Genomic DNA, 26,172 nt, shown 5'->3' with positions numbered 1-26,172 from the left:
GCCAAATGGTAAATGGCAATTTGCCCATATATGAGGGGGCAAGCAATAGTATTTAAGGGAAGAGGAATTTAGGTATGTCTGAAGTAAAGAATCAAAGACCAAAGAAAAGTCGTAAGGACATTATCAAGGATATTGCTATCGCATTTTTGACAGTCCTTTTGTTACTTACATTCTTTTCAAACACAATCATGAATTATTCACTGCCTGAGGTTGCTATTCAGCAGATTCAGGAGGGAACAATTTCACCGATTATCAGAGGAACAGGTACTGTTGAGGCAAAGGATCCTTACAACGTAAAGGTTTCTCAGGAGCGCGTAATCAAGAGCGTTGCTGTTTCTGAAGGTGCAGAGGTTAAGAAGGGAGATGTTCTTTATTACCTTGAGGATAAGGAATCAACTGAATTAACAGAGGCAAGACAGAAGCTTGAGGAGCTTATGCAGACCTATGAGACTTCACTTTTCTCAGGTGATCTTTCAAATGAGGCCATTAACCGTGTAAGAAACGGCCAGACCTTAACAATGGATCAGATTCAGGCAAAGCTCAAGGCTGCTACTGACAGATATGATAATGCAAAGACAGCCGATGAGAATGCTCAGGCTGCAATTGACGAGCAGTCACAGGATCAGGCATACACAGCAGCTCAGTACAACTATGATGAGGCAACTCCTCAGTACAGAGATGCTGATATTACATATAGAATTACAGAGATTGATCAGTTACTTGAAGCTGCAAAAGCTGATAGTTCTGATTCCAGTTCCGATTCAAGTGATACTGTAGCAAAGGATGAGTATGATTCAGCTAAGTCTGCATTGGATTCAGCTAAGTCTGCACAATCTTCAGCGGAAAAGTCATATTACGAAACAAAAGGAAAATATGGTGAAGGCAGCAAAGAAGAAAAAGCTGCTAAGGAATATTGGGATTCAACCAAAAATGCTACCGATGCTGCTAACGAAAAATATAAAAAGAAAAAGAAAGCTTATGAGAAGTCTCAGCAGACTACAGCTGCAAAGAAAACTGTAAATGAAGCTTATATAGAGGCTCTTGAAGCAGAGAAAAACCAGCTCCTTCTTGAGCAGGCTAACGGCACAAAGGATACATCACAGATTACAACACAGGCAGGCCAGGTAGATAACGACTACCAGAGAAAGGCTGCAGAACTTCAGGATATAAAGAACAAGACAGCCCAGGAGCTTGATAAAGCTACAAATGACAGAACTGAGCTCCTTACAGAGATCGCCAAGGAAATCGAGCTTGACGGTCAGAGAGATACTATCGCAGACCAGAAGGAAACAATAGAGAAGCTTGAGAAGGAAGCCGTTGGTGCAACAATCGATGCACCTGTTGACGGTAAGATTACTGAGCTTGCTCTTAAGGCCGGTGAGTCTACAAATGCTGAGAATGCAGTTGCTGTTATTCAGATGGACAGCAAGGGAATGCAGACAAGCTTCTCAGTTACCATGGATCAGGCTAAGAGACTTAAGGTCGGTGATATCGCTGAGCCTCAGAACTCCTGGTACTACACAGACTTCAAGGCAACACTTAAATCTATTACAGCAGACCAGCAGAACCCCAACACAAAGAAGGTACTTACATTCCTTATCGAGAGTACAGAGGTTCAGAGCGGACAGTCTGTAAGTCTTCAGATTGGACAGAAATCTGATAACTACGACCTTACAGTTCCTGCAGGAGCTATAAGAGAGGATACAAACGGAAAGTTCATATTGATAGTCAGATCAAAATCAAGCCCTCTTGGAAACAGATATATTGCGTCCAGAGTGGATGTTGAGGTTTTGGGAACTGATGATACAACCGCAGCTATAAGCGGAAGTCTTGAGGGAGATGAATATGTGATCACCACTTCAACAGCTCCTATTAATTCAGGTGATCAGGTAAGACTGGCTAACAATTCATGAACAGAGTAGATATATTGGCCAAGATGAAGGCTGGAATAACTAATTTTTTCAAAAATCTGAAATTAAAACAGATCATATATATTGCAGTAATAGTGTTGCTTGTTCTCACAATATTTGGGCTTGATCTTTACAGAGCCCAGGTTGTACACAGGCAGTACGATCAGCAGATGGGTCAGAGATGGTCTAATGAGACCCGCTGTGGTCAGGTCAGCATGTTCTTTTCAGAGAACCAGGGTGTTGGTACAGACAAGATAAATGAGTATGTATACAACATTAATAAGGGACTTATAGCTGACGGACTTCAGGAAGCTGATGCAAGCACACAGGGTTCCGGTGCAGTCTGGAATTATTGCTATAGCGCAGTAGGTAGTGTTGAACTTACCAGGGATTTAAAGTCTGTCACAGCAGTTGCCATAGGTATAGGCGGAGATTATTTCCAGTTTCATCCTATGCGTGTAATGAGTGGTAACTACTTTGCCGGTGATACTCTCATGAAGGATCATATAATGCTTGATGAAGAGCTTGCGTGGCAGCTGTTTGGTTCCAACAATATTGTTGGACAGAGCATCCTTATTGGAGGAGTTCCTCATTATATTGACGGTGTCGTTAAGAAGGACAGCGGTAAGTATGTTAAGGCTTCTGGCATGATATTCCCTACGGTTTACATGTCCTTTGAGTCCCTGGCTACTTATGGAAAAATTGATGCGTCTGTACTTGCTACCAATGGAACACTTGGAAAGGTCGATGTTGCTTCTAAGAATGATGATGAAGCAGAGAGTGGTACTTCTGATGTCGAGGTACAGGCCAAGGGCATAGTATGCATGGAAATTGTTATGCCCAACACAGTAGACAATTATGCCAAAAACTTTGTCATAGATAAGCTCCAGCTTAATACAACGCAGGTTGAGGTTGTTGATAATACTGCAAGATTTGAAAATGGTAACTTATTTAATCTTCTTACCAAGTTCAATACCAGAGGAATGCAGACGAAACCTGTAATTTATCCCTATTGGGAGAACAATGCCAGAGCCTATGAGAATATTTTGGCTGTTGTATTTTTAATTCAAATCATATGTGCCGTAATAGCTTTCATTATGGTAGCTATTATAGTCGTTCAGGCTTACAGGCACAGAAAGTGGACAGTTGGCATGCTTGTTCAAAAGTTTGTCGACTGGAAATATGATGTTGAGTCAAATCTTAAATACCATAACGAAAAATGGAAATATTTCTAATGGTATTTAGTTTGCTTCACCCACTAACAAGGAGGATATTTAATGAAGAGAATTTATCTAAAGAGAATTCTTAGTATTTCACTTGCTACAGTTATGGCGCTTAATATGGCTGCCTGTGGCTGTGGCAAAAAGAGTAACACATCATCTACAGCAGATGAGGAAGCAGGACATGATGCTACTGCTTTCGTGTTTAAGGAGACCGCAATTAACCTTGGAGAAGGCGTAGACCTTGCAAGCATTTCAGCTCTTGGAAGCTATGGCGATAAGGTATATGCACTTTACAATTCTGTTGGCGATGACGGCAGTAACCAGAGCACCTTATATACCTTTGACAAGGATGGAAGTAATGTTACACCTATTTCCCTTCCTATGAAGGACAACCTTAGTGTTGCTAATGTTGCTGTTGCCAGCGATGGTTCAATTTATACTGTTGAGACTCAGTTTGCCGGAATGGGCGGCGGCTTTGATTTCAGTTCTGACGATGGCGGAATGAGCGGTGATATGGGCGGCATCATAGAAGGCGGCGATATCGAAATTGATACAGATAGCTCTGATTCTGATAGTGTTGTTGATGATATTGACCAGTATTCCGGCGAGGACGGAGACGTTGAAGTTACTGATGCAGAGGATACTTCTGCCGCCACAGATGCTACATCTGATAGCGAAAGCACAGATGCTGATGCAGCTACCACAGAGTCTGCAGATGGTACAGGTGATGCTGCAACAGAGGGTGACGGCACTACTACTGAAGAGTCAGCTGATAACTACATCGATATCTCTAATGAAGAGGTTCTTGGTGGTGATACCGCTGAGTCTGATGTTTACTACATGGTTAAGCATGACAGCACAGGTGCTGAGGTTTGGAGAAATAAGCTTGATACAAGTGCTGATTCATATTTTTATATCAACTCATTCCTTTTAGTTGATGACAGCACACTTCTTACAGCAGATGCAAACGGTATGCACAAGTATAATACCGAGGATGGAAGCCTTGCCGGAGACTTTGAAGCCAGTGATGTTTTAGATAGTGAATATGGCGGATCTGTAATGCTTTATAAGCTTGGCGATGGTAATTTCGGTGCCATGAATGCTGCAACTGCAGAATTCTACAAGGTAGATGTAAATGCCGGAACACTTACAGCTGTAGAGGGATCAGAGAATCCGTTCTATGATTATACATTCTACTCAGGTGCAGGCTCCCATGATTTCTTTGCAGTAGGTTCAGAGGGTGTTTACACATACAACATGGGCGATGCTAACGTATCAATGATACTTAACTTCGTAGACTCTGATATCAACACTTATGGATTATCCAACCTTGCTGCTATTTCAGACGAGGAGATGGTTGCACTTATTCCTTCAGATGATTCTGGCTACACACTTTCTTACCTTACAAAGGTTGATCCTAAGGCTGTAGGCGAAAAGCAGCAGATCACACTTGGCTGTAACTATATCGATTATAAGGTTAGAGCACAGATCATCAGCTTTAATAAGAAAAACGACAAGTATCGTATCGTAATCAATGACTATTCAAAGTATGACTCCGATGATGATTACTCAGGCGGTGCTAACAGACTTAACACAGATATCGTTTCAGGTAACGCACCTGACATTCTTGTTCTTGATGCTGATATGCCTGTAGACAGTTATATTTCCAAGGGACTTTTTGAGGATATGACTGATTACTTCAACAATGATGAAGAACTCAGCAAGATCAAGTTCATGGATCATGTAATGGAAGCTTTCAAGACAGACGGTAAGATGTACAAGATTATCCCCAGCTTCTATGTTGAGACAGTAGTTGCTCCCAAGAAGGATGTAGGTGATGATTACACATGGACTATCGATGAGCTTGAGAAGATCGTAAAGGAAAAGAACATCGAGCATAAGAATATCTTCGGACCTCTTGCAAGAGACGAAGTATTCGAGATGGCTCTCAGTCTTGCAGGTTCACAGTATATTGACTGGACTACACTTACATGTAGCTATAATTCAGAGGCATTCATTCACCTTCTTGAGTTTGTAAACGAGTTCCCTGAAGAGCTTGAAGAGGATGATTACTACAACGATACTTCTGCATATTGGAGACAGGGACTTTCACTTGGAGACAGATTCTATCTCAATGGCTTTAGTGATTACAACTATGAGAAGAAGGGTACATTCGGTGAGGACATCACTACTGTAGGTTTCCCTTCAGATAACGGAAGCGGATCAGCGCTTTATCCTAATTTACAGTTGACAATGAATGCTTCTTCAAAGGTTAAGGATGGCTGCTGGGAGTTCATGAGATACTTCCTGACAGATGACTTCCAGAAGACTATCGATGATTCATGGCCTGTAAGCATGAACATGATGGATAAGCTTTCAGCTGATGCTAAGAAAAAGCCTACTTACGTTGATGAGAACGGCAAGGAAGTAGAATACGATGACACATGGTACATCGGAGAGACAGAGATCATTATCGATCCCATGACAGATGATGAGATCAATGAGGTTATCAACTTCCTTAACAGCATCGATCAGGTTGGTAATGCAAACGAAGAGGTAACAAACATTATCTATGAAGAGGCTTCAGCATACTTCAGCGGACAGAAGACTGCAGAAGAGGTTGCGGATATTATCCAGAGCCGTGTACAGATCTATGTAAACGAGATTAGCTAATAAAAATTACTTACTAATTTATAGTTCAAAATGGGAGGGCGAAGACATGTACAACAATTTGTTTGGGGTGTCGCCTATGATATTTTGGCTGATACTGACTGTTATTTTAGCTGTTAGTGAAATTCTTACCCTTGGGCTTACCACTATATGGTTTGCCCTTGGTGCTTTAGCAGCATTCCTTGCATGCATTATGGGAGCATCACTCCCTTTGCAGATAGTAGTATTTATTATTGTTTCCGTAATAGCACTGCTCCTTGTGAGACCTGTGTCACTTAAGCTTCTTGGCGGAAAGATAGTTAAGACCAATATCGATGCGCTGATAGGCCGAAAGGTCAATGTTAGTAAGGAGATAGACAACATTAAGGAAACGGGTAATGTTGTACTTGATGGAACAACCTGGAATGCCAGAAGTCTTGAAGATGGGGATGTTATAACAAGCGGCGAGACTGTGGTAATAGAAAAGGTTGAGGGGAATAAGCTCATTGTGAAAAGAGCTTAAAATAAAGGAGGAGAGATATGCCGTTTTTCATTGTTATTGTTTTAATACTTGTTCTTATCGCACTTAATATCAAGATTGTACCTCAGGCACATTCATTCATTGTTGAGCGCCTTGGTGCATACAAAGAGACATGGGATGTAGGTCTTCACTTCATGGTTCCTTTTATCGACAGGATTGCAAGAAAGGTTGACCTGAAGGAGCAGTACTGCGACTTCCCGCCTCAGCCCGTTATCACACAGGATAACGTTACAATGCAGATCGACTCAATCGTATTCTTCAGAATTTCTGATCCCAAGGCTTATGCTTACGGAGTAAGAAATCCTATCGGTGCTATTGAGAACCTTACAGCTACAACACTTCGTAATGTAATCGGTTCACTTACTCTTGATGAGACTCTTACAAGCCGTGACCAGATCAATGCTCAGATGCAGGATGCACTTGATATTGCAACTGATCCCTGGGGAATCAAGATTACAAGAGTAGAGCTTAAGAACATCAATCCTCCGGAGCAGATCCGTGACGCCATGGAGAAGCAGATGAAGGCTGAGCGTGAAAAGAGAGAAAAGATCCTCTTCGCAGAAGGTGAGAAGCAGTCAGCAATCACAGTTGCAGAAGGTGAGAAGCAGAGTAAGATTCTTCAGGCAGAGGCTGATAAGCAGGCTACAATCCTTAAGGCTGAAGCTGAGAAGGAGAAGCAGATCAGAGAGGCTGAAGGTAAGGCTGAGGCTATCAGAAGTGTCCAGAAGGCTAATGCAGACGGTATCACAATGCTTAAGGAAGCTGGCGCAGATGAGTCTGTTCTTACAATCAAGAGCCTTGAGGCATTTGAGAAGGCTGCAAACGGCCAGGCTACAAAGATCATTGTTCCCAGCAATATTGCAGGTGTTGCAGGACTTGCTGAGTCAATCAAGGAAGTTGTTGCAAAGTAATATAAGTTTTTCCTTAGAAAAAAACATTGTTTTTAGGCCATCTCCAGCTGGAGATGGCGTCACCTAAGGTGACGGATGAGGGGGACATATGCCGGATAATAAAGGAAGAGAAGCTCTTATCCACTCCCTTGCTCAGTCAATGGGAATGGGCGATGCTCAGAAATTCAAGACAACAACAGGCCGATATAACTCTGAGACAGGTACCATTATGAGTAACGGAAGAGTTATATCCAGCGCCACCGTTCTTCAGGCAAAGAACTATTTTACTTCCCAATATAATAAGCTTGCCGAGATGGATGATGAGGGCGCAAAGCAGATGGCTACGCTCTATGAGGTTGCTAAGGAAGCCATAGGAATCATGCTTGATAGTGGTAAGGGGAACGACTAGTTCCCCTTTTTACTAAATGTATAGTTAATAAAATCTTAAAAAAATTTCTATTGATATTTTTTCTTTAATGATGTATCGTGAACAATAGTCGAAGGTAGTTTAATCTTGGAGCATTAGCTTGTCGACAATCAGACTTAAGTTATAAGTTATCGATTATTTTTTCCACTAGCATATTAATATTTAGGTAAATAAATATTTTTTATATTTATAAGAAAGGAATAAACGTTGAGAGAAAAATTAGAAACACTTACACTGGCTTCACTGCGTGACCTCGCAAAGCAGAATGGCATTAAGAGCGTTACAACGATGAAAAAGTCAGAGCTTATTGATGCTCTTTTAGAGCTTGATGAGAAGCAGAAGGCTGAGCAGAGAGCCCAGGCTGCACAGAAGGCAGAGCCTGAGAACAAAGCTCCTAAGGCTGATGATGGCGAGAAGAAGGCTCCTGCTAAAAAGCCCGGCCGCAAAAAGATAATTATGGCTGACACTCAGGGTAATAACGCTGAGAAGAAGGCTCATGACAATAAACCTGAGGAAGGCAGAAAGCCTGAGAATAAGCAGGGAGAAAACAGAAGACCTGAGAATAAGCCTGCTGAAGCAGCTCACGAGCAGAGCGCACCTAAAAAGGAAGCCCCTGCAGAGGATGCTGAGATCGCAAACGGTATCGATGCACACGGAATCCTCGAGGTTATGCAGGACGGCTTTGGATTTATCCGCTGTGAGAATTATCTTCCCGGAGAGAACGACGTATATGTTGCTCCCGGAATGATCAGAAAATATAATCTTAAGACCGGTGATATCCTTACAGGTATTGCAAGACAGAAAAAGGAAAATGATAAGTTTGGAGCACTTCTCCAGCTTAATACCATAAACACCTATAAGCCTGAGGTTGCTATGGGACGTTGGGATTTCGAGAAGATGACTCCCATTTTCCCTAAGGAGCAGATTGTTCTTGAGCACCCCGGCTGCACGATCGCCATGAGAATCATGGATCTTATCTCACCTATCGGTAAGGGACAGCGTGGTATGATCGTATCTCCTCCGAAGGCAGGTAAGACCACACTTCTTAAGGATGTGGCACTTTCCGTTAAGAGAAACAATCCTGATATTCACCTCATCGTTCTTCTTATTGATGAGCGTCCTGAGGAAGTAACGGACATCAAGGAGAGTATCGAGGGACCTAACGCAGAGGTCATCTACTCGACCTTTGATGAGCTTCCTGAACACCACAAGAGAGTATCAGAGATGGTTATCGAGAGAGCTAAGCGTCTTGTTGAGCACAACAAGGACGTTATGATTCTTCTTGATTCAATCACAAGACTTACAAGAGCTTACAATATCGTAGTTCCTCCGTCAGGAAGAACACTTTCCGGTGGTCTTGATCCCGCTGCCCTTCATATGCCAAAGCGCTTCTTTGGTGCAGCAAGAAAGATGAGACAGGGCGGAAGCCTTACAATCCTTGCAACAGCCCTTGTTGAAACAGGCTCCAAGATGGACGACGTTATCTACGAGGAATTCAAGGGAACAGGTAACATGGAAATGGTACTCGACAGAAAGATGCAGGAAAAGAGAATCTTCCCTGCAATCAACATTCCTAAGTCCAGCACCAGAAGAGAAGATCTTCTTCTTAAACCCGATGAGCTTGCAGCTGTTAATGCACTCCGTAAGGGCTTTAACGGCATGAAGGCCGACGAAGCCGTTGACCAGTGCATCAACATGTTCTCCAAAACACGCACAAACACTGAGTTTGTACGCATGGTAGAAAAACAAATCGCAAGATATTAAATAACCAAGGGCGGGGCTCCCATATGTTGTACCCAAACCGATTATGCATATTTTCGCAACGAGGTTTGGGGACGACATGCGGGAGCCCCGCCCGTATTATTCCAACAAAAAAAGCCTTGCGGCTTGTATTTTTGGGAGGAGGGGTTGTCAGGTGGGGAACCTGACAACCCGGTATGAAAAAAGTTTTGTTGGGGGAGTCAGAAGTTCTAACTCCTGTTAAGACTATAGTAAAGAGTAAATTTGTACAGAATATGGACAAATCATAAACTAAATATAAAATAACTCGAAATTAAATATAATCACTAACGAGATTTAGAATATTTCTCGATTTTAATTAAGAATTAATATAAAAGATATCCCTTTATTAGAGCGACTTACAATAAAACATGTTATACTATATTAATAAATGTGAATATATGAAAAAACACTTTTAGGGGGAATTCAATGATCCATAAAGTTGATAACGTTTTTTCAAATATTTCTTCACTTACCGGAGGTGCAATCGCCGCAGTTGCCGCCAAAGCAGCTGCTTCGTCTTTGCTCCTTCGCATTAGTTATGAGTCAATAGAATTCCATACAGATGAGGGAAAAATAATAAATGTACCTGTTCGCTTCGTGCCTCACCCGGAGAACCACGCTATGCGTGAGTACTGTGTTCTCACCTCGGGAAGCAACATTAACGGTTTATCGGGTATCTCCGAGATCCATGTTATTGTTGAGCGCGTAAGGCGACTTGCTGATATTTCGGATTCAATTTTTATTAAGCCGGAGTATATCAATTTGTATTTGGATGGAACTGATGGAATAGACAGGATTCCTGCGGGAGATCCCAATGGAAAGGCTGGTTTTGCTTACATTGATAAGGATGCCAGGAATATAATTTTTGAGGCGGTGGCAGATGCCATTCATTTTGCTGATATCATGCCTCTTATTAAAATTACGGTTACGTCAGTGTCCTACGACAGACCGGGCATGACCTGCAGAATACTTGGAGGTAACGGCTCAGTTGCCAGAACCTCTCAGGATGATATTCTGGCAGAGATTGCAGGTACCATTCAGGAGCAATATGAGCAGGGCATCAGGAATGTCATTGCGGTTCCTGGTAATGCAGGACATAAATATATTCAGGACTTTGTTCACATTTCAATGGCATATAGCATTAGATGCCGTAATTACATAGGTGATACCCTTGATATGGCGGCTATGGTCGGTATGGAGAATTTCCTTTTGGTGGGCAGTGCATCAAAGCTCCTTAGACTTGCAGCCGGAATCATGGATACACACACCTGGAATGCCGATGGCAGGCGTGAAGTTCTATCACTTCACACAGTACTTGCGGGCGGCACGATTTCCCAGGCGAGAATACTTCAGGATATCGCCACCACAGATCAGATGCTGGCCAAGCTCACTGAGTGGGGACTCAGGGAGGCTGTTTTGCAGAGCGTTTGTATGAAGATAGGTGACTATGTTCAGAACAGACTCGGTGGTAAGACCATGAAATTTGGAGTTATCCCTGTTCATCCCGATTACGGCATTCTGGGACAGACTCCTGAGATAAGTGATGTAATTGCATCCGTTAGCAGAGAACAATTTGCTCTATCTATAAAAAAATAGAGTTTTATATGTTATACTATACATTAAATGAATTTATATGAATCTAAATGAGGAGATGGAAAAAGGTTATGCGTAAAGTAATTTTGACCGGCGATCGTCCGACCGGTAAGCTTCATGTTGGACACTATGTCGGTTCACTCAGAAGAAGGGTTGAACTCCAGAATTCAGGCGAGTTTGATGATATTTTTATAATGATCGCAGATGCTCAGGCTTTGACTGACAATGCTGAGAACCCTGACAAAGTAAGAGAGAATGTTATCGAGGTTGCACTTGATTATCTTGCTGTAGGTCTTGATCCTGCCAAGAGCACACTCTTTGTTCAGTCACAGATACCTGAGCTCACAGAGCTTTCATTCTATTACATGAATCTTGTTACTGTATCAAGACTTCAGAGAAATCCCACAGTTAAGTCTGAGATACAGATGCGTAATTTTGAGACAAGTATACCTGTTGGATTTTTTACATATCCTATAAGCCAGGCTGCTGATATTACTGCATTTAAGGCTACTACAGTTCCCGTTGGTGAGGACCAGGAGCCTATGATCGAGCAGTGCAGAGAGATCGTTCGTAAGTTTAACTCCGTTTACGGAGAGGCCCTTGTTGAGCCTAACATTCTTCTCCCTGACAATAAGGCATGCTTAAGACTTCCCGGTACAGACGGCACAGCCAAGATGAGTAAGTCACTTGGTAACTGCATCTACCTTTCAGAGTCACCGGAGATGATCAAGAAAAAGGTAATGGGTATGTTCACAGATCCTAATCACCTCAGGGTTGAGGATCCCGGTGAAGTTGAGAACAATCCGGTATTTATTTATCTTGATGCATTTGCAAAGGATGAGCACTTTGCAGAGTTTGCACCTGACTACGCTAATCTTGATGAGATGAAGGCTCATTATAAGAGAGGCGGACTTGGTGATGTTAAGGTTAAGAAGTTCCTTAACAATGTACTTCAGGCTGAACTTGAGCCTATAAGAAAGCGCAGAGAGGAATTCCAGAAGGATATTCCTTATGTATATGACGTTATCAAGAAGGGCTCTGAGGTAGCAGAGGCAGTTGCTGCACAGACCTTAAGTGATGTCAAGAAGGCTATGAGAATCGATTATTTCTCAGACGAGGAGCTTATAGCTATGCAGTCCGCTAAGTACAAGGTTACTGAGGACTGATAAAATAAAAAAATATAATAAAAAATCTTCCAATAATGGAGGCACTACATGAAGAACATTCTATTTGTAGCATCAGAAGGCGTACCATTTATTAAGACAGGCGGTTTGGCAGACGTTGTCGGATCACTTCCGAAGGACATTGATAAGAGATATTTTGACGTAAGAGTAATCCTTCCCAAATATACCTGCATGGCTCAGGAGATGAAGGATAAGCTCGAATACGTTTCCAATTTCTACATGGATTTTCACTGGAAGAGTGAATACGTAGGTATTTTCCATGCTGAGGTTGACGGCGTTAATTACTATTTTATAGATAATGAGTACTTTTTTGGTGGAATGGCACCATATGGCGGAGATGTTATATGGGAGATTGAGAAGTTTACTTTCTTTAGTAAGGCAGCTCTTTCAATCCTTCCTGTAATTGGCTTCAGACCTGACATCATCCACTGCCATGACTGGCAGACAGGCCTTATTCCTGTATATCTGAAGGAGAGATTCCAGGGTAATGAATTCTTCCGTGGAATCAAGTCCATAATGACTATCCACAACCTTAAGTTCCAGGGAAAATGGGATGCAAAGGATGTTCAGGATATTACAGGCCTTCCGGATTATTACTTCACACCGGATAAGCTTGGATATTACAAGGATGCTAACCTGTTGAAGGGCGGCATTGTTTATGCTGACGCGATCACTACGGTCAGCAGCACCTATGCAGATGAGATTAAGACTGAGTTCTATGGTGAGGGTCTTGATGGACTTTTGAGAGCCAGAACCAATGACCTCAGAGGAATTGTTAACGGTATTGATTATACTGAGTTTAATCCGGAGTCCGATAAGTTCCTGGATTATCCCTTCAATGCAATTAACTTCCGCAAAGAGAAGGTTAAGAATAAGAGAGCGCTTCAGAGAGAGCTGGGTCTTCCTGAGGATGACAAGATCATGATGATCGGTATCATTTCACGACTTACTGATCAGAAGGGCTTTGATCTTATTGCTTATGTTCTTGATGAGCTCTGTCAGGATGCTCTCCAGATAGTTGTTCTCGGAACAGGTGAGGAGCAGTATGAGAATATGTTCAGACATTTTGCCTGGAAGTACGCTGATAAGGTATCAGCTAACATATTCTATTCTAATCCGCTTTCACATAAGATTTATGCGGCTTCAGATGCATTCCTTATGCCTTCATTATTTGAGCCCTGCGGACTGTCTCAGCTGATGGCCCTCAGATATGGTTCAATCCCGATCGTAAGGCAGACAGGCGGACTTAAGGACACTGTTGAGCCTTACAATCAGTATGAGAGCACAGGAACCGGATTCGGATTCCTCAATTACAATGCGCATGAGATGATGCGTACCGTTCGCGAAGCTGAGAGAGTTTACTATGACAACAAGCGCGAATGGAATAAGATGATAGATCGTGCAATGGCTGCAAACTTCTCATGGGAGGTTTCTGCATCCAAATATCAGGAGATGTACGATTGGCTTAGACCCTAATTAAGATGAGTAAGAAGAAAAGTATTATTGTGCAGGGTTCTATCCTTGCAATGGCAGGCTTTATATCCAGAATAATCGGCCTTTTATATACGGCGCCTCTCACCGGCATTATTGGTGATGAGGGTAATGGATATTACACTGCATCATATTACATTTACCAAATTGTATTATTGATTTCAGCCTACAGCATACCCTCTGCGATGAGTAAGATCATATCGCAGAGGTTGGCGGTACATGAGTATCGCAACGCACAGCGAATTTTTCACTGTGCGCTTATTTATGTTTTTATAGTTGGCGGTCTCGGAACTTTGTTCATATTCTTTGGCGCACCCTATGTTGTCGATGGATATGCGATTCCGGTTCTAAGAGTATTTGCACCGATTGTATTTATATTCGGTCCACTGGGAGTACTAAGAGGCTACTTCCAGGCTCATAGAACAATGGTTCCTACCAGTGTATCGCAGCTTATAGAGCAGATACTTAATGCCATAGTATCCGTAGGCGGAGCTTACTTCCTTGTTAAGTTTGCTGCATCAAAGGGCGGGGATGATTCTATTCAGGCCATGTATGGTGCTATAGGTAGTGCTCTTGGTACCGGTTCGGGTGTTCTGATTGCCCTTGTGTTTATGCTTTTTGTTTACAACATAAACAGAGATGCTATTAAGCGTAAGGTGATACATGATAGGCATGAGGATCTTGGATACAGAGAGATTTTCCTTCTTATCATCATGATTGTCACACCTATCATTTTAAGTACGGCGATTTATAACTTTTCAAATACTCTTAATTCGACCATGTTTACCAAGATCATGACCTACCAGAGGGGCTTTGCTCATACTGAGGTTACCAAGAGACTTGGTGTATATGGTAGAAAAGCGGCTACAATCGCTAATTTTCCTATTGCGATAGCAACTGCTACAGCTTCAACGATCATGCCCAGTATTTCAACATATTATGCTCAGAAAAATTTCGAGAGAACAGAGCAGCTTGTTGAAAAGGTATACAGGATGATCTATATGATAGCGATTCCTTCAGCAGTAGGTCTTTTTGCCCTTGCTGATCCTATCATTATGCTGATGTTCCCGCAGAAGGATACACTGCATGAAGCAGGTGTTCTTATGCAGCTGCTTGCTATTACAGTCGTATTTTATTCTGTATCTACAGTAAGTAATGCGATCTTGCAGGGTATCGGACGAGTTAACATTCCTGTTCTGAATGCGGCGATAGCGCTGGTGCTTCAGTCTGCAGTACTTGCACCGTTATTGTTATTTACAGATCTTGGAAATAAATCACTTGCGATAGTGACCATAATCTATTCACTGGTTATGTGTATTTTGAATGAGAGAGCTGTATCCAAGACACTTGATGTTAAATACGACATTATGAAAATGTACATAATACCTGCAGGCGCTTCGGCATGTATGGGACTTGTGGCATTTGGAGTATATAAGCTCGTTTCCATGCTGTTTGAAACCTTTATGACAGGAGATTATTTCATAAATCTTATTTCTGTCGCATTTGCAATTTCTGCAGGTGTCCTTACATACGCGGTTGGAATGGTTAGAACCAAAGGCGTTACAGAGGAAGAGCTTATGGGATTCCCCAAGGGATCAAAGCTTGTAAATATTTTAAAGAAGACACATATTATGAAAACAACATAATTTAGTGTTGGACATTTGTTGGACTTATTCTGTTAGTATCGACTTGTTAAGTCTGTGAGGTGGATTTAATGAAGAATAGCAATACAGAATATAAAGGCAACATCAAAATAAGCGTTTTCGTAGAGATTCTAATCTACTTCCTGATCGGAACAGTCGTAATTGGTTTTGTTTCGTGGGTTATACTTGCCACAGCATCAACCCAGACTGTTCTGAATCAGAAAAATATGCAGGCAGAAAACATATTTGATGATCTGGACGGATATTTTGCCCAGTACAGATCCATGGATTATGTCTTTGAATATTGGATTAAAAACATGGATTCCATGGAAGTCGAATATGATACGAATGAAATTTCTGCTGCTAAAAATCATGAATTCAATTTAAGAAATCCCGGTTTTATTTTTAATTCAGCATCTACAGATGATATAGAGGCACTTTCCGAAGAGGACAGAAAGTTCTATGCGGAAGTAATTTACAATCGCTGTGTCATGAGGCTCAATATGATAAGGAAGGCCTTTGACATAGAGTATATTTATTGTCTTGCTGCTGATGAAAAATTTGAAAATGCCATATATCTTCTTAGCGGTTCTGATGGATCCAGACCAAGAAGCTCTAAGTTCGGAGATTTTTATACCCTTGGAACTACAATTAAGCTTGATGAAAAGCAGAAAAATACCTTAATGGATACTCTTAGCAATTCCTATCACATGGCAGAAAGTGTAGGCTTTGTTGACCGCTATGAGACTCTTACAGATATTAACGGCTATCATATATTCCTTGGCCTTACCTACAGTACTTTTGCCGTTCAGCATGAAATAGCAGATCAGACCAGACATGGTGCACTGTTTACTGTTTTGTTTATGCTGATTTTTGCGGCGATAAGTCTGTCTCTTATCAGGAATTATGTTCTTGTACCTTTAAAGGAAGTACAGAGCAACGTTGAAAATTATATGATAAATAAGGATAGCGAAGAGGTAGTAAAGCGGCTGACCAAAATAAAGCAACGCGATGAGATAGGTATGCTCGCCCATAGCTTTTCCAATATGGCGCTTACCATAGACAGTTATATTGATGAGGTTCAGAAGGTAACTGCTGATAAGGAGAGGATTGATACTGAGCTCAACGTAGCAACCAGGATACAGGAAAATATGCTTCCCTGCGATTTCCCGCCTTTCCCTGACAGAAAAGAGTTCGATATTTATGCAAAAATGGATCCGGCAAAGGAGGTTGGCGGCGATTTTTACGACTTCTTCTTTGTTGATGATGACCATCTAGCTATTGTCATTGCTGACGTATCCGGAAAAGGTGTTCCTGCAGCTCTGTTCATGGTGATTGCAAAGACACTTCTTAAGATAAGAACACAGTCAAATAGAGGAACTCCTGCTGATATTCTCTATGATGTTAATAATACCCTGTGTAGCGGTAATAAGGTTGAGATGTTTGTAACTGTATGGCTTGCAGTTATTAACTTAAAGACCGGTGAGGGTATTGCGGCTAATGCCGGCCATGAGCATCCTATCTTAAGGCATAAGGACGGACAATTTGAACCTGTGATGTATAAGCATTCACATCCTCTTGGTATGCTGGAGAATGCTAAGTTCAGGGAGCATGAATTTACGCTCATGCCCGGGGATAGTGTGTTTGTTTATACTGATGGAGTTACTGAGGCTGAGAATACTGAACATGAACTGTTTGGAATGGACAGGTGTGTTACTGCGCTAAATAAATGCACAAGTAATGATCCTGAGACTCTTATAAAAACCGTAAGAAAAGATATCGATGAATTTGTCGGTGAGGCTGATCAGTTTGACGATATTACCATGCTGTCATATTTTTACAAGGGCGATAAATAGCGTATTTTACTGCGTTTGATGATTAGATTTGTTAAGCAAAAAACATGTTGGACATTTGTTGGACATGACAATTTAAGATATAGTCAACAAAGTTATGAAACCCGGTTGGTGCGGATGGTACTTATCTGGCATATTCTACTAAAGATTCAATCTATGTATATGACAAGGCTTCCAAGGAAGCAGGATTTGGTGGCTTTGTCTACAAAATTACAAATTAGGGGATTAGCAACTATGGATTTGGCAGCTCAGAGCTCGATAGCTCTTAATTTTTCGCTGCTGCTACAGCTGATATGCTTAGCGGCGGTTATATGTGTAGATAAATACATAAAAAAAGATAAGAGAATGATACTGTTTAAAAATGTCGGTCTTATCTTTTCGGTTGTTTTTGCTTCGCAAATAGAAACCTACCTGCAGTTAACAGGCATAAGCGTATTTGCAAGAATACTCACCAGTATGTATTGCTACATTGGAAGACCTATAATAATTGTTCTTTTCATCAGACTGTTAAGCGATGATAAGAAGCCGTGGATTCTGGCGATCATCAACCTGATGATATATTCCACTGCATTGTACTCGGGTATAGCTTTTACGATTTCAAAGGATAATTTTTTCGTAAGAGGACCTCTTGGATACAGTTGCCATATAATTAGTGGTATATTAATAGTATGGCTGGTCTGGGTCGCACTAAAAAAATTCAAGGATGAGAGAAAACTGATAAACTTTATTCCTGTTATGATAGCGCTGATCATTACTATCTGTGTATTGGTAGATATAAGCGGAATGTTTAATGCGAGTGTCTCATTTCAAACTGTTGCGCTTATTACCGGATGCCTCTTTTTCTACATCTGGCTTCACCTGCAGTTTGTAAGAGAGCACGATAAGGCACTTGAGGATGAGACCAAGATTGAGATAATGATGTCTCAGATTCAGCCGCATTTTATGTACAACACCCTTTCTACGATTCAGGCTCTTTGCCTTACGGATCCTAAAAAGGCATTTACTACAGCGGAGAAATTCGGAACCTATCTTAGAAATAACATAGGATCACTCAATAAAAACAGCCTTATTCCTTTTAATCAGGAGTTTGAGCATACAAGGGTTTATTCCGAGATTGAGATGATAAGATTCCCCAATATCAGGATTGATTATGACATTGAGGATGATGATTTTGAACTTCCGGCACTTACCCTTCAGCCAATCGTAGAAAATGCCATAAGACATGGAGTAAGAATCAGGAAAACCGGAAGCATCTGGATAACCGTAAAAACAGAAGACGGTTTTCATGTGATTACTGTCCGTGATAACGGAAAGGGCTTCGATGTAGAGAAACTTAAAGCATCGGGTGAGGAGCACTTTGGATTAAAGACCATAAAGACAAGGCTTGAGAATCTCTGCGGAGGAGATTTGTCAGTCGAAAGTACGATTGATGTAGGAACAATGGTAACTGTTAAGGTACCATGTGGGGAGCATAATAATGAAAGCGATTTGCGTTGATGATGAAAATCTGATTTTAGATCTTACTGTAGCACTTCTTGAGGACTTTGGCTTCTTTGATGAGGTAAGGGGCTTTTCCTCGGGAGAGGCTGCACTTAAATACATGGATGAAAATAATATCAGCCTTGCGCTGCTTGATGTGGATATGCCTGAGATGAACGGACTTACTCTTGCCAAGATCATTAAGGAAAAGAGTCCCCAGACATCAATTATATTCCTTACAGGCTACTCTGAATATGCTGTTGATGCATTTTCAATCCATGCTGATGGTTACCTTCTTAAGCCTATTGCCAGAGATAAGCTTCTTCAGGAGGTTCAGTACGTAATAGACAATAAGGATGACGAATCAGGCACCCTTGCCAAGGCTGTGACATTTGGTAACTTTGATCTATTTGTAAAGGGAGAGACCGTTGTATTCAAGAGATCCAAGTCAAAGGAGCTTCTTGCATATCTTATAGATAATAAGGGCGGCACCGTGACAAGAGCAGAGGCCTTTGCTGCACTCTGGGAGGACGGAATGTACGACAGAGCCATGCAGAAGCAGATGGACGTTATAATCCGCAGTCTTAAGGATACACTGAAAGAATATGAGATCAGTGACATTCTTGAGATCAAGAGCGGTGCCATGAGAATCTGTCCTGAGCTCATTAACTGCGATATGTATAAATTCCTTGATGGAGACGAAGAGGCAGTCAAGAACTTCAGAGGCGTATACATGAACTCCTATTACTGGGCAAGCACCACAGAGGGCGCTCTCCTTGGTGACGATTATTGATAATTACTTCCTGATTCATGCTATGGAGTGGGAATTTTTATTCAAAAAATAATTATTTGTCTTGTTGGACATCTGTTGGACAGGTGATATTACAATAAGCATGTAACATAAATGTTACAGATTTTCTTATGATGAGGAGATATAAAAATATGAAAAAGAAAGTATCTATGTTACTTATCGGGGCTATGATAGTACTTGCTGGTTGTGGGAGCAAAGATACTGCTGAGGTTACCGACACAGCCTCTGAGATTGTAGAGGAAGCAGCTGATCAGGCAGAGGAGGCCTCTGAAGCTGTAGAAGATGTCGCTAAAGAGGTGGCAGCTGAAACCGATGAAATCGCGGATGAAGCTACAGCAACAGCAGCTGAGGTTGTTACACCCGAGCACGAGCCTGTGGATATTTCAGATTGTGCGACCTTTACAGACATCGTAAACAAGCTTCAGCCTGGCCAGGGGTACGCTAATATATCAGTAGATGGCGCTGATCTGTTTGCAGTTACCGACTATACCTATGACTGTGATATGGAAGGCAGCATCGGAACAACAGAGGCTGACCTCTACAGATATAACGGTGATAAAATCGAGTATCTCGGTTATGTTTATTCCGGCGGAACAGCTTATCCGCTTATGATCTATGACAATAAGATCTACACAGCCGGTAATCATTATGTAAAGGCTTACGAGGTCGAGGATAAGGGCCTTGAGGCAGAGGACGAAGTTTATGTGAACTTCGATACAGACGGAAATGCAACCTACTACAAGTCAGAGGATGGCAAGGATGTTGTTATTGCTGAGTCAGACGAGGACGTAGTAGAAATGTATGATTTCATTGACAAAGGCGAAGTAATTATATTCGATACCATAAAATAAGCCCGCTGTTTTTTCATTTCATTCCTTTTTTCTTCATTTTTTTGGCAGCCCGCTCCCCATGCGGGCTGTCATATTTTTTAGCAATTGTTTAAGATTGGCTGGCAATAATCAAGTCTTTTATTTTTGGAAACTCTGTGTATAATATGAGTATACAAGCGGGGGATTGTATATTTGTATTATGGAAAAAAGGATTATTGAGTCATTAAATAATATAGATGGGATTTCCGTTAAGGAAGGCCTTGCTTTTTGCGGCACTGAAAAGGTACTTCTCAAATATCTGAACGGCTTTTATTCAAGTATAGATAATAAGGCTGATGAGATTGAGAATGCTTATAAATGCGGTGATGTTGGCTATTATACAACCAAGGTTCATTCTCTTAAAAGTACCTCAAAGGTTATCGGTGCGCACGAATTGTCTGAACTGGCGCTTAAGCTTGAGCAGGCCGGTAAGAATGAAGATGTAGAATGCATTGATGCCAATACTGATAAGCTTCTTAAAATGTTCAGAAGCTATTCAGAGAAGCTGTCAGTCCTTGAGGATATTAACAGTGACATCAATTGTGATAAGAGACCGATTGATGAGGAGGAGCTTAAGGAGGCTTGCAAAACTCTGGCGGAAGCAGTTTCATCCATGGACTATGATGCTGCTGAGATTGTTTTGGACGAACTGAAAAAGTGTAAGCTTTCCGTAAAGGACAGCGAATGCATTAAAAACATAGAAAAGGCACTTCAGAATTTTGACTGGGATGAGATGGGCAGAATTCTTGAAACAAAGTGAAAATAAAGGCTTGAGGTTTTTTGAAATTCCTCAAGCCTTTTCTAAATTAATTTGATTTATTCAGTAGCTTTTGTTACAAGATCGGTTCTGTCTGTATAGATTCCGGAGATTCCCATATTTAAAAATTCATCAATGAGAAAATCATCATTTACAGTATGTACAAACATTGGAGTTTTTGTTTTTAGCATCGTATACACGAAATCAGAATCTGAGGCAAGGTCGCTGTGAAAGGTAAATCCGATCAGGGGCTTTTTAGCAGCCTTTAAAAGTGCTTTTTCAGTAAGCTCATCCTCGGTTGCTTCATATAACGTATATATGATATAGGGGAAGCCTGCTTTTTTTACATCATCGTATTCAGAGGCGTGATATATCTGCACTATAAATCTCTTGGAAAGGTCAGGATATTTTTCAGCAATCATTTTATAGGTTTCAATATCTGTTTCCTTGGTATCCGTAACAACATAGAAATCTTTATTTTCTTCCATGAATTTAGTGACATCCTCAAAGGTGAGAGGAGTGAATTTGTTTTGAACCTTGCAGTTTAAAAAATCTGAAAGGGTAGGTGCTTCGCCGGGTGTAAGCTGCTTGCCGTCTAAGTAAAGGTCACCCCATGCGTGTCCGCAGACAAGCTCATGATCACTTGTATAGTGAAAATCTATCTCGATTATCTTGTTGCCATTATTAAGGGAGTTTGTAAGAGCTTCCTTTGAGTTTGTGTAATCGTATTCATTGCCATCCTCATCGCTGATCATTCCGCAGGCATGGATTATATATTTGTTGTCCATAAAAAAGAGACGCATTTTTACTATTTCATCCGGAGTTTTCCCGGAAAATGAGCATCCGCATAAGGTGCAGGTGAATAATAGAATAAGTGCAAAAAATGTAAGTGATAATTTTTTTGTTTTCATGAAAAGATTTCCTTAACTACAAGCTACTTTTGATATTTAGTACCGTATTATGCTAAAATAGTTTGGTTTGAAAAACCTATATGATTATAACATTTTTGGGGAGCTTTCGTGAAAAAGAGAAATATATTAAAGAATATAATTGCAACAATAATAATAGGAATACCGTTTTTACTTTTCTTTACTGCCTGGTGGTTTTTCCATACCTGGAACACCATGACTGTAAATGAGCTTGTTTTTAACGTGAAGATGTCACTTTCAGGAGCATCACATGCGATGATAAAGCTGTTTATTATGAAGGCACTTTTCCCTGCCTGCGTAGCAGCTTTGCTTGTGTTCTTATTCCTGACCTTTGTAAAGAAGGAAGCCTTTGGAGGTAAGAGAAATCTTATTGCAGGTTTTACCGGTGTTATTGCTCTGGTGGCTGCACTGGCATTTACCTGGGGGCAGCTTGATATGACATCCTATATAGATCAACAGCTTCATGCCTCCACATTTATCAAGGATAACTATGCGGATCCCAATTCTGTTAGCGTAGCTTTTCCTGAAAAGAAGAGGAATCTTATCTATATCTATCTTGAGTCAACAGAGGTTACGGATACAGATAAGGAGCATGGCGGCGGCTTTGATAAGAACAGAATACCTGAGCTTACAGAGCTTGCGCTTCAGAATGAGTTTTTCGGAGACGGCTCTGATCAGCTGACAGGTGGCTTTTCCATGCCCGGAACAGACTGGACCATGGGAGCTATTTTTGCCCAGTCAACGGGACTTCCGCTTCAGATAAGTATTGATGCTAACAGTATGTCCGATCAGGAGTCATTCTTTCCTACAGTCAGGGGACTTGGTGATATCTTGAAGGATGAGGGCTATCATCAGGAGTATCTTTGCGGCTCTAATGCTACATTTGGCGGACGTGAGCTTTTCTTTAAGACCCACGGAGATTTTGACATTATCGACTATCCCTATGCAAAGGATGCAGGCTGGATTCCTCAGGATTACGGCGTATGGTGGGGCTTTGAGGATGAGAAGCTCTTTGACTTTGCAAAGCAGCGCCTTCTCGAGATTTCTAAAAATGATGAGCCCTTCAACATGACACTTCTTACAGTTGATACTCATTTTGAGGATGGCTATGTATGCAGACTCTGCCAGGATGAATTCGACGATCAGTATTCAAATGTATTTGCTTGCGCAAGCAGACAGGCCACTGAATTCGTTGAATGGATCAAGGAGCAGGATTTTTATGAAAATACAACCATAGTTCTTGTTGGTGATCATCCCACAATGGACGCTGATTTTTGTGCGATGATTCCTTCTGACTACACAAGGAAGGTGTATACCTGCTTTATAAATGCTGATGCTACAAAGGTTAATAGCTATGCAAGAGATTACACAACCTTTGATATGTTCCCTACAACCGTTGCAGCTCTTGGCGCTTCAATTGAGGGCGAAAGACTTGGTCTTGGAACAAACCTTTTCTCAGATACAGAGACACTTCTTGAGAAGTATGGAATGGAATATGAAAAGGCTGAGCTGGACAGAAAGTCTCACTTTATGAACGAGCTTGCAGGAATTACAGACGAGATGGCAATGGAGCAGAATTATGAAGGAGCTTCAGCCAATGCCAGCATAAATATCGAGGGCGACAATGTTAAGGTTGTTGTCAGCGAAATAAAGGGAGTTGTTGAGAAGATTGAGGAGATGCAGGTTGACGTCAGAAGAGACGGAGACTATAGCAGCTCTATGATCTATATCATGAAGCAGCAGCCTGACGGAAGCTATGAGGTTGAGATTCCTGTTTCTGAGATCAATCCTAAGGATACTGATTTCAATATTATCTGTAAGGGTGCTCTGGGCTCAGATATAAGTCTTTTCTCACAGAGAGGAGATATGAACCTTAAGCAGACAGACTTCCAGGAATATCTTGAAGCTATAAAGCCCTATGCCGAGAGCGGTGATTATACTGTTTTCATAACTACCAGAAAGAGCGGAGCTATGCGTCTTTCGGATGACAATATTGCAGCTCTTAAGGCTCTTGGTATAACCGATGATATCCCTAAGGGGCAGGACGTAACCATAGTTGCTGCCATAAATGCAGAGCAGTCCGAAAGTCATGTTTCAAAGGATAATGAGAAACTCAAGGGAAAGGTGAATGATACTGTATCCTATAACATCAAGGGAAGCTGGGATAGCTTTAAGGACAGTGATTTCGTTCTTGAGATAAACGACACTAACGTAATGATTGAACGTAAAGGTCTGCACTTTGCAGTAGTTAATAATTCCACAGGAAGAGTTGTGGACTATGTGAACTTTGACCTGCTTGATAAGGAATGCAGACGATACTAAAGGATAAATAAAATGGCATTTGATGGTATTACAGTCGCAAACATAGTGCGCGACATAAAGAAAGAATTAACAGGTGGAAGAATATATAAGATAGCTCAGACTGAAAAGGATGAGCTTCTTATTACTGTCCGTAAGTCTGTTGAAAATGGCGGAGGCCAGAGGAGACTTTTCATGTCCTCTGACGCATCACTTCCGCTTGTGTACATGACTGATGAAAATAAGCAGAGCCCCATGGTGGCACCTAATTTTTGCATGCTTTTGAGAAAGCATCTGCAGAATGGAAAGATAATAGATGTGCACCAGCCGGGACTTGAGCGAATTATCAGAATTGAGATTGAGCACCTTGATGAAATGGGTGACCTTCGCCATAAGACACTTCTTATGGAGCTTATGGGAAAGTACAGCAATATCATTTTTGTCGATGAGGATAATAAGATCATCGACTCTATTAAGCATATCCCTTCATCTGTGAGCTCAGTAAGAGAGGTGCTTCCGGGACGTGATTACTTTGTTCCCGTAACTCAGGATAAGCTTGATCCCTTGTCAGCTACAAAGGATGATTTTATGAGCATAATTCCTTCTAAGGGACAGGCTCTTTTCAAGGCTTTGTATGGTTCATTTACAGGCTTGTCTCCGGTTATCGCTCAGGAGATATGCTACAGAGTTGGCCTGGACAGCGATAAATCTGCAATAGCTCTTGATTCGGAGGAACTGTCTAAAATCTGGACTTCCTTTGAAGGTGTTGTGAATGATATAAAAGAGGGTAATTTTGCACCTGAGCTTATTTATATAAATGAAAAGCCTAAGGAATATGCGGCGGTTCCTCTAACAATGTTTCACGGCGGTGATGATTCAGATTACAGGGAGTATGATGAGATTTCATCTCTTCTTCTTGATTTCTATGCTGAGAAGAATACGGTAACAAGAATAAGACAGAAGTCATCTGATCTAAGAAAGCTTGTTGCAACTGCTTTGGAGAGAAATGTACGTACCCTTGATCTTCAGACTAATCAGCTCAGGGATACGGAGAAAAAGGATAAGTATCGTATTTACGGCGAGCTTTTAACGGTTTACGGATATAGCGCTGAGCCTGAGGCAAAGTCTATAACTGTTAATGACTACAATACAGGTAATGACGTGACAATACCTCTTGATCCTACACTCACTATTGCTCAGAATGCCAAGAAGTATTTTGACCGCTATACCAAGCTTAAGAGAACTGCAGAGGCTCTGGAGACGCAGATGCAGGAGGTTTCCCAGACTGTATCACACCTTGAGTCCATTGCGGCTTCACTTGATATTGCAAGGCAGGAGGATGACCTCACAGATATCAGAAGAGAGCTCATTGAAGGCGGATATATTAAGGGAAGCGCTGCAGACAGGATCAACGGTAAGGGCAGGAACGGCAAGAATAATAAAAACCAGAAATCCAAGAGCAAGCCCTTACACTATGTAAGCAGCGATGGCTTCCATATTTATGTAGGCAAGAATAACTATCAGAATGATGAGCTTACATTTAAGATGGCAAACGGTGGTGACTGGTGGTTCCATGCTAAGGGAATTCCCGGATCTCACGTTGTTCTTATAACAGAGGGTAAGGAGGTTCCGGACAGAACCTTCGAGGAGGCTGCTTCCCTTGCGGCTTATTATTCCAAAGGAAAAGACCAGGATAAGGTCGAGATTGACTATCTGAAACGCAAGGACGTTAAAAAGCCGGGCGGTGCTAAACCAGGATTTGTGGTATATTACACAAACTATTCCATGGTCATCGGGACAGATATTTCTGCACTTAAGGAAATCGAATAAGAAAACGGACTCA

General features: G+C 41.5%; 19 protein-coding genes. 18 read left to right on the top strand and 1 reads right to left on the bottom strand.

The window, feature by feature from the left end; genetic code table 11:
- The first annotated feature begins 74 nt into the window (after positions 1-74).
- From G587_RS0101470 to G587_RS0101390, 16 genes are all read left to right on the top strand, one after another.
- Positions 75-1,913, top strand: a complete 1,839-nt coding sequence (locus tag G587_RS0101470) for an HlyD family efflux transporter periplasmic adaptor subunit (protein WP_026490783.1) — start codon at positions 75-77, stop codon at positions 1,911-1,913.
- Entirely contained in the window at positions 1,910-3,145 is a 1,236-nt protein-coding gene (locus G587_RS0101465; RefSeq protein ID WP_026490782.1) for an ABC transporter permease, read from the top strand. The genes G587_RS0101470 and G587_RS0101465 overlap by 4 nt, the downstream gene beginning before the upstream one ends.
- 42 nt (positions 3,146-3,187) lie before the next feature.
- On the top strand, positions 3,188-5,806 hold the full coding sequence (locus tag G587_RS0101460; RefSeq protein ID WP_026490781.1) for an extracellular solute-binding protein: 2,619 nt from the start codon (positions 3,188-3,190) through the stop codon (positions 5,804-5,806).
- Between the two features lie 46 nt (positions 5,807-5,852).
- Complete coding sequence (locus G587_RS0101455; RefSeq protein WP_051200521.1) at positions 5,853-6,305, top strand: NfeD family protein; 453 nt, start codon at positions 5,853-5,855, stop codon at positions 6,303-6,305.
- Positions 6,306-6,322: 17 nt separating this feature from the next.
- Entirely contained in the window at positions 6,323-7,234 is a 912-nt protein-coding gene (locus G587_RS0101450) for an SPFH domain-containing protein (protein ID WP_026490779.1), read from the top strand.
- An 88-nt stretch (positions 7,235-7,322) separates the two neighbouring features.
- Positions 7,323-7,622, top strand: coding sequence for a hypothetical protein (locus G587_RS0101445; protein WP_026490778.1), 300 nt, complete (start codon positions 7,323-7,325; stop codon positions 7,620-7,622).
- 225 nt (positions 7,623-7,847) lie between these two features.
- Positions 7,848-9,404 carry a transcription termination factor Rho gene (gene rho / locus G587_RS0101440; protein WP_026490777.1) on the top strand — a complete coding sequence of 519 codons (1,557 nt, stop codon included), beginning with the start codon at positions 7,848-7,850 and terminating at the stop codon, positions 9,402-9,404.
- Positions 9,405-9,848: 444 nt separating this feature from the next.
- Positions 9,849-11,018 (top strand): cobalt-precorrin-5B (C(1))-methyltransferase, encoded by a 1,170-nt coding sequence (locus tag G587_RS0101430; protein ID WP_026490776.1) that lies wholly within the window; start codon positions 9,849-9,851, stop codon positions 11,016-11,018.
- A 68-nt stretch (positions 11,019-11,086) separates the two neighbouring features.
- The gene (trpS, locus tag G587_RS0101425) at positions 11,087-12,181 is read left to right on the top strand and encodes a tryptophan--tRNA ligase (protein ID WP_026490775.1); all 1,095 of its coding nucleotides are present in this window, start codon (positions 11,087-11,089) and stop codon (positions 12,179-12,181) included.
- Between the two features lie 48 nt (positions 12,182-12,229).
- Positions 12,230-13,675 (top strand): glycogen synthase GlgA, encoded by a 1,446-nt coding sequence (glgA, locus tag G587_RS0101420; RefSeq protein WP_026490774.1) that lies wholly within the window; start codon positions 12,230-12,232, stop codon positions 13,673-13,675.
- A gap of 5 nt (positions 13,676-13,680) precedes the next feature.
- Positions 13,681-15,336, top strand: coding sequence for a putative polysaccharide biosynthesis protein (locus G587_RS0101415; RefSeq protein WP_026490773.1), 1,656 nt, complete (start codon positions 13,681-13,683; stop codon positions 15,334-15,336).
- Positions 15,337-15,404: 68 nt separating this feature from the next.
- A complete protein-coding gene (locus G587_RS23990; protein WP_051200519.1) occupies positions 15,405-17,189 on the top strand; it encodes a SpoIIE family protein phosphatase in 1,785 nt (594 codons plus the stop codon).
- Positions 17,190-17,420: 231 nt separating this feature from the next.
- Complete coding sequence (locus G587_RS23985; protein ID WP_051200517.1) at positions 17,421-18,683, top strand: sensor histidine kinase; 1,263 nt, start codon at positions 17,421-17,423, stop codon at positions 18,681-18,683.
- Entirely contained in the window at positions 18,664-19,458 is a 795-nt protein-coding gene (locus G587_RS0101400; protein WP_026490772.1) for a response regulator, read from the top strand. The genes G587_RS23985 and G587_RS0101400 overlap by 20 nt, the downstream gene beginning before the upstream one ends.
- A gap of 149 nt (positions 19,459-19,607) precedes the next feature.
- Entirely contained in the window at positions 19,608-20,327 is a 720-nt protein-coding gene (locus G587_RS0101395) for a hypothetical protein (protein WP_026490771.1), read from the top strand.
- 178 nt (positions 20,328-20,505) lie between these two features.
- The gene (locus G587_RS0101390; protein ID WP_026490770.1) at positions 20,506-21,105 is read left to right on the top strand and encodes an Hpt domain-containing protein; all 600 of its coding nucleotides are present in this window, start codon (positions 20,506-20,508) and stop codon (positions 21,103-21,105) included.
- 56 nt (positions 21,106-21,161) lie between these two features.
- Here the strand turns inward: G587_RS0101390 and G587_RS0101385 are convergent, their stop codons facing one another.
- The gene (locus tag G587_RS0101385) at positions 21,162-22,013 is read right to left on the bottom strand and encodes a glycerophosphodiester phosphodiesterase family protein (protein ID WP_026490769.1); all 852 of its coding nucleotides are present in this window, start codon (positions 22,011-22,013) and stop codon (positions 21,162-21,164) included.
- 108 nt (positions 22,014-22,121) lie between these two features.
- On the opposite strand from G587_RS0101385, the gene G587_RS20920 reads away from it, so the two are divergent.
- Together G587_RS20920 and G587_RS0101375 are read left to right on the top strand one after the other, a co-directional pair.
- Positions 22,122-24,353 carry an LTA synthase family protein gene (locus G587_RS20920; RefSeq protein WP_051200515.1) on the top strand — a complete coding sequence of 744 codons (2,232 nt, stop codon included), beginning with the start codon at positions 22,122-22,124 and terminating at the stop codon, positions 24,351-24,353.
- A 12-nt stretch (positions 24,354-24,365) separates the two neighbouring features.
- Positions 24,366-26,159 carry an Rqc2 family fibronectin-binding protein gene (locus tag G587_RS0101375; protein WP_026490768.1) on the top strand — a complete coding sequence of 598 codons (1,794 nt, stop codon included), beginning with the start codon at positions 24,366-24,368 and terminating at the stop codon, positions 26,157-26,159.
- The last annotated feature ends 13 nt before the right edge of the window (positions 26,160-26,172 follow it).

It is taken from the genome of Butyrivibrio sp. XPD2002, from assembly GCF_000423945.1.
Taxonomy (GTDB): domain Bacteria; phylum Bacillota; class Clostridia; order Lachnospirales; family Lachnospiraceae; genus Butyrivibrio.
This window is presented reverse-complemented; position numbering and strand designations above follow the sequence as displayed.

Excerpts from the sequence above, each read along its gene's own strand:
- G587_RS0101470 (WP_026490783.1), top strand. The coding sequence starts at position 75 with ATGTCTGAAGTAAAGAATCAAAGACCAAAGAAAAGTCGTAAGGACATT.
- G587_RS0101465 (WP_026490782.1), top strand. The coding sequence starts at position 1,910 with ATGAACAGAGTAGATATATTGGCCAAGATGAAGGCTGGAATAACTAAT.
- G587_RS0101460 (WP_026490781.1), top strand. The coding sequence starts at position 3,188 with ATGAAGAGAATTTATCTAAAGAGAATTCTTAGTATTTCACTTGCTACA.
- G587_RS0101455 (WP_051200521.1), top strand. The coding sequence starts at position 5,853 with ATGTACAACAATTTGTTTGGGGTGTCGCCTATGATATTTTGGCTGATA.
- G587_RS0101450 (WP_026490779.1), top strand. The coding sequence starts at position 6,323 with ATGCCGTTTTTCATTGTTATTGTTTTAATACTTGTTCTTATCGCACTT.
- G587_RS0101445 (WP_026490778.1), top strand. The coding sequence starts at position 7,323 with ATGCCGGATAATAAAGGAAGAGAAGCTCTTATCCACTCCCTTGCTCAG.
- G587_RS0101430 (WP_026490776.1), top strand. The coding sequence starts at position 9,849 with ATGATCCATAAAGTTGATAACGTTTTTTCAAATATTTCTTCACTTACC.
- trpS (WP_026490775.1), top strand. The coding sequence starts at position 11,087 with ATGCGTAAAGTAATTTTGACCGGCGATCGTCCGACCGGTAAGCTTCAT.
- glgA (WP_026490774.1), top strand. The coding sequence starts at position 12,230 with ATGAAGAACATTCTATTTGTAGCATCAGAAGGCGTACCATTTATTAAG.
- G587_RS0101415 (WP_026490773.1), top strand. The coding sequence starts at position 13,681 with ATGAGTAAGAAGAAAAGTATTATTGTGCAGGGTTCTATCCTTGCAATG.
- G587_RS23990 (WP_051200519.1), top strand. The coding sequence starts at position 15,405 with ATGAAGAATAGCAATACAGAATATAAAGGCAACATCAAAATAAGCGTT.
- G587_RS23985 (WP_051200517.1), top strand. The coding sequence starts at position 17,421 with ATGGATTTGGCAGCTCAGAGCTCGATAGCTCTTAATTTTTCGCTGCTG.
- G587_RS0101400 (WP_026490772.1), top strand. The coding sequence starts at position 18,664 with ATGAAAGCGATTTGCGTTGATGATGAAAATCTGATTTTAGATCTTACT.
- G587_RS0101395 (WP_026490771.1), top strand. The coding sequence starts at position 19,608 with ATGAAAAAGAAAGTATCTATGTTACTTATCGGGGCTATGATAGTACTT.
- G587_RS0101390 (WP_026490770.1), top strand. The coding sequence starts at position 20,506 with ATGGAAAAAAGGATTATTGAGTCATTAAATAATATAGATGGGATTTCC.
- G587_RS0101385 (WP_026490769.1), bottom strand. The coding sequence starts at position 22,013 with ATGAAAACAAAAAAATTATCACTTACATTTTTTGCACTTATTCTATTA.
- G587_RS0101375 (WP_026490768.1), top strand. The coding sequence starts at position 24,366 with ATGGCATTTGATGGTATTACAGTCGCAAACATAGTGCGCGACATAAAG.